Origin of the sequence: Campylobacter sp. (assembly GCF_017646085.1) — a bacterium.
In the GTDB taxonomy this organism is placed as follows: Bacteria; Campylobacterota; Campylobacteria; order Campylobacterales; family Campylobacteraceae; genus Campylobacter.
Map to the genome: position 1 here is coordinate 1 of NZ_JAGCNF010000138.1, position 3941 is coordinate 3941.

The following is a 3941-nucleotide window of genomic DNA, read 5'->3' on the forward strand; positions in this document are numbered from 1 at the left end:
AGAGATGGTGAGAGCAATAGATCATCTAATCTAGTAGATATACTAAATCAAGGTATTAAATGATAGATAGGCGAAATCTCTTTGCTAAATTTAAGCAAAGAGAGCCTAGACTTATTGCACCGCCATATTTTAGCGGAGAGTTTGATTGCATTAACTGCCATGCGCCTTGTGCGTCTAGTTGCCAAAGAGAACTTTTAGAGTTTGATGATGGTAGAGTTAAATTTAACCAGTATAAGCTTGGTTGTAATTTTTGTAAAGAGTGCGCTATAGCGTGTGAATCTATAGGTAAGAGCGTGTTAAATTTGACTTATCCGGCTAAAATAAATGCAAGCGTAGAGATAAATACAGCTACTTGCTTGGCTTGGAATGAGGTTATATGCTACAACTGCTTAGATATTTGTAAATTTAGAGCCATAGAGTATCTAGGAATGTTTAGGCCTACTGTTAATGATAGTTGCGTAGGGTGTAGTGAGTGTGTAAGCGTATGTGTAAATAACTCAGTAATTGTAAGGGGAAATTGATGAGATTTTTTGTAGTTTTATTTATGGCTATTACATTTTTATGGGGTAGTTTTGAGCTGAAATTACCTGCAAATGCTGTAAGTGTCAAGCTTGATAAAGATAATCTATTAATAGGGCTTGATAATGGCGAGCTTTATAATTATAGCATAAAGACTCAAGAGCTAAATAAGATGATAGATCTACCAAAGTTCTCAAATTATTTTGATAATGATATAGCACCAAAGATTTTTAGTATTGACAAACTTGGTGATGTGGTAGCCATTTTGTATGAGAGCGATAATGGAACCAAGTCGCTTGGTATTTTAGAAAATGGAAATTTAAAGAGCTTTAAAATGCCTACTGATGGAGTTAAAAAGATATTTTTACTCGATAGTAATCATGTAATTTTTGTTACTTTAAGTAGTGAGGTTGAGTATTATAACTTCAAAGATGGCAAGGTTGTTTTTGAAAATAAGCTGACTACTTCGAGTACTGGTGATGCTGCATATGATAGGAAAAATGGTGTTTTAGCTATTGGGATTGAAGGTGGTGTGATATTTTATTTTGATACTAAGCTAAAAAGAGTAGTAAAACAAGTTAATGCACAAAAAGATACAATCTATAGCGTTGGTATTGATGGCAAATTATTAATTAGTGGTTCTGCTGATAAAAAATCATACTTTAATAATGGTTCAAAAGAGTTTTATTATGAGGCTAAATTTTTAGTATATTGTGTTGGAATAAGTAGCGATAAGGGAGCATTTAGTACAGAAAATAGTGTAAAAATTATTGATAAAAATGGTGAAATAATTAAAAATATAGAGTATGATGGAGCTTCATTAAATTATCTAATTTTTAGTAATGATTATTTGATTGGCTCAAGTTATGATAATAAGATATATTTTTGGAGTATAAAATGAATAATATCTCAAGCGTAGTAATTACCTTGATGGATGCTAAATTGAGCGATGAGGTAGTAAGTAAAATTAGCACCATTCCAAACTGTGAAGTTGCCGCTAAAGAGAATGATAAGATAGTGGTATTGATAGAATCATCTGATTTAGATGGCGAACTAGCTACATTTAGAAGCCTAGAGCATATAGAAGGCGTTAGCACTGTAGCAATGATATATAGCTATCAAGACTTAGATAATGATATTTCCAAAGCTAATTCAAATGATATTGGTGAAATAGTCCGTAAAATAGATGAAATGGATGTTAAAGATATAAAATATAATGGCAATCCAAATATTTAACTTACTTAAATAGTTTTAAATCAAATGGCGGAATTTATCCGCCAAAATCAATTCTACTTAAAAAACACCTTTTTTAAATATAATCCATTTGGCGGAGCTGGCATTTTAGTTAATGGTTTTTGAGATTTGTGAAGCTCTATGAATTCGTCTAGTTTTTGATTGCTGCTCGCAGCTTTTATAGCGTTTGCCACCATTAATCTGACTTGGGCTCTTAAAAATCCATTGGCTTTAAATTTTATAATAGTTAAATTTGGCTCATCGCTATATCTATTTATGCTAAATGCAGATTTTTGAATTTGATATGCGTATGCTTTATATATCTCTCTAATAGTTGATTTTTCTCCACTTCCAACCTTATAATATGGTTTAAAATCTTGCCTACCAATAAAGCAGGTCAGTGCTAAATTTAATCTTTTTAAATCTAAATTTGGATAAAAATATACAAAATCACTTAAAAATGGCGATTTATTACCATGATAAATTATATATCTATACTCTCTAGCAGCTGCGCTAAATCTAGGATGAAAATCTTTATCTACAATCCATATATCCTTAAGGCTAATATAAGGGCTAAGATGACGATTAATTTGCTCTTTTAACCTATCTAAATTCCAAAAATCACCACAATTCACAGTTGATATTTGGTTTAATGCATGAACGCCTTTATCTGTTCTAGAGCCAGATAACACTGGTTCATAAATTCCTACATGGCTTAAAGCTTCATTGATAGCATCTTCAACGGCTTGGACATTTGGTTGAGTTTGAGAGCCGCTAAATTTAGATCCATCGTAGCTATATTTTAGAGCAATTTTCATTAGTATTTTTTAACCACTTTCTGTATAAATGCTGCTTGGCTTGCTAAAAATGTAGTTGCAAATATAAGAGGAATTCCATAAAATGGATACTTAGATAGTAACAAAATTGCAGTAAAATATGTCGCTAAAACAGCGAATATTCCAATATATATCATACCTTTTTCATATCTATATGTAACAATTCCAAAGCTTAGAGCAAATAGTGTACTAGCTAGAGGAAATAGGGCTATAAGGCAGTATATTGTAAGGTTTTTAGCAACTTTTGGGTCGCTACTGGCTTGTTTCCAGTAGTTGGATATGCTAAAATTATCGTTAGAATCATCTTTTATATTAGAACGAATTGTTAGAAAATCATATTTTGAGATATTCCATTTATTATTTTTAATATCATAGATATAGCCATCTTTTAAGATTAAATTTAGCCTTGCATTTTCATTTGTGATATCACCACTGCTAGCAGTTATAAATCTTTCACTCTCCTTATTGTGATTGTATAAAACAATATTTTCATATTTTGAGAGATTCTCATCTATATTTTGCTTATCTATAAAGACCATCCATTCGCCAAATCTTTGCCCAAATTCGCTAGGTTTTATATTTAGACTTAATTTTGTTTTTTTATAAGATACAAAGTTATTATTTAAATTCATTGCTGTTGGCATTGCAACAAGGGCGATAAATAGTAATGCAGCTGAGATCATAGCTGAGATTTTTAGAAAAAATTTAGCTATATCTTTAGGGTTATATCCTAGGGTAAAAATTACAATACTTTCATTCTCCCTTGAAAGACGAAAAAAACTCATCGCTAGTGAAACAAAAAAACCAATTGGAACAGTAAAAAGTATGATTTGAGGAAGCATAAATAGATAAAGTTTGATTAATTCTAAAAAACTAATATCTATATAGCTAGTAATTCTAGCAATCTGAATAAAAAATACAATCGAAACGATTAAAAATAGCGTCGCAAATAGTGAGGCAAAAGTAGATAAAAAACTACTAAAAAGATATCGATTAACTCTATTCATATCAATCCTAAATTTATATTTGTAAAATTCTTAAGGCTTGCAGCAACGATAAATCCGCCAAAAAGTGCCGGAATAAATGCAATGGTTTTATCTTTTATAGATATGTGGATAAAAAGCTGAACTAATGCCCCTAAAAATAGAGCCACAAATCCCCACTCAAGCCCTAAAATCTCCACCATCGAAGCGATAAAAATGCTATCAGCCTCACCCATTGGTTCTAAAATTTGATGGCGTGGGCGTAGCATTAGAGTGCTTTTTAGTATTATCATAATACCAATTATGATAAATGAGTCTAAAATATTGTTAATTTGAGTTATAGAAGCATATAATACAGCCAAAAAATACC

At 31.0% G+C, this 3941-nt stretch carries 5 protein-coding genes and 1 pseudogene; 3 read left to right on the top strand and 3 right to left on the bottom strand.

Annotation, left to right across the window (positions count from 1 at the left end):
* Positions 1-59 precede the first annotated feature (59 nt).
* From J6V67_RS07160 to J6V67_RS07170, 3 genes are read left to right on the top strand one after another with little or no spacing between them, the layout of a single operon-like run.
* Complete coding sequence (locus J6V67_RS07160) at positions 60-521, top strand: 4Fe-4S ferredoxin (protein WP_291860800.1); 462 nt, start codon at positions 60-62, stop codon at positions 519-521.
* On the top strand, positions 521-1420 hold the full coding sequence (locus J6V67_RS07165; RefSeq protein WP_291860803.1) for a hypothetical protein: 900 nt from the start codon (positions 521-523) through the stop codon (positions 1418-1420). The genes J6V67_RS07160 and J6V67_RS07165 overlap by 1 nt, the downstream gene beginning before the upstream one ends.
* The gene (locus tag J6V67_RS07170; protein WP_291860804.1) at positions 1417-1755 is read left to right on the top strand and encodes a chaperone NapD; all 339 of its coding nucleotides are present in this window, start codon (positions 1417-1419) and stop codon (positions 1753-1755) included. Before J6V67_RS07165 ends, J6V67_RS07170 begins: the two co-directional genes overlap by 4 nt.
* Before the next feature lie 53 nt (positions 1756-1808).
* Here the strand turns inward: J6V67_RS07170 and truA are convergent, their stop codons facing one another.
* The 3 genes and pseudogenes from truA to J6V67_RS07185 form a co-directional block, all read right to left on the bottom strand.
* Positions 1809-2570, bottom strand: coding sequence for a tRNA pseudouridine(38-40) synthase TruA (truA, locus tag J6V67_RS07175; RefSeq protein WP_291860806.1), 762 nt, complete (start codon positions 2568-2570; stop codon positions 1809-1811).
* The gene (locus J6V67_RS07180) at positions 2570-3595 is read right to left on the bottom strand and encodes an LptF/LptG family permease (protein ID WP_291860808.1); all 1026 of its coding nucleotides are present in this window, start codon (positions 3593-3595) and stop codon (positions 2570-2572) included. Before J6V67_RS07180 ends, truA begins: the two co-directional genes overlap by 1 nt.
* A pseudogene (locus tag J6V67_RS07185) lies at positions 3592-3941 on the bottom strand (hypothetical protein); the annotation flags it as partial. The gene J6V67_RS07180 and the pseudogene J6V67_RS07185, both read right to left, overlap by 4 nt.

Bases quoted from the DNA above. Each gene is read 5' to 3' on its own strand.
- J6V67_RS07180 (WP_291860808.1), bottom strand. From the start codon at position 3,595: ATGAATAGAGTTAATCGATATCTTTTTAGTAGTTTTTTATCTACTTTT.
- truA (WP_291860806.1), bottom strand. From the start codon at position 2,570: ATGAAAATTGCTCTAAAATATAGCTACGATGGATCTAAATTTAGCGGC.
- J6V67_RS07160 (WP_291860800.1), top strand. From the start codon at position 60: ATGATAGATAGGCGAAATCTCTTTGCTAAATTTAAGCAAAGAGAGCCT.
- J6V67_RS07170 (WP_291860804.1), top strand. From the start codon at position 1,417: ATGAATAATATCTCAAGCGTAGTAATTACCTTGATGGATGCTAAATTG.
- J6V67_RS07165 (WP_291860803.1), top strand. From the start codon at position 521: ATGAGATTTTTTGTAGTTTTATTTATGGCTATTACATTTTTATGGGGT.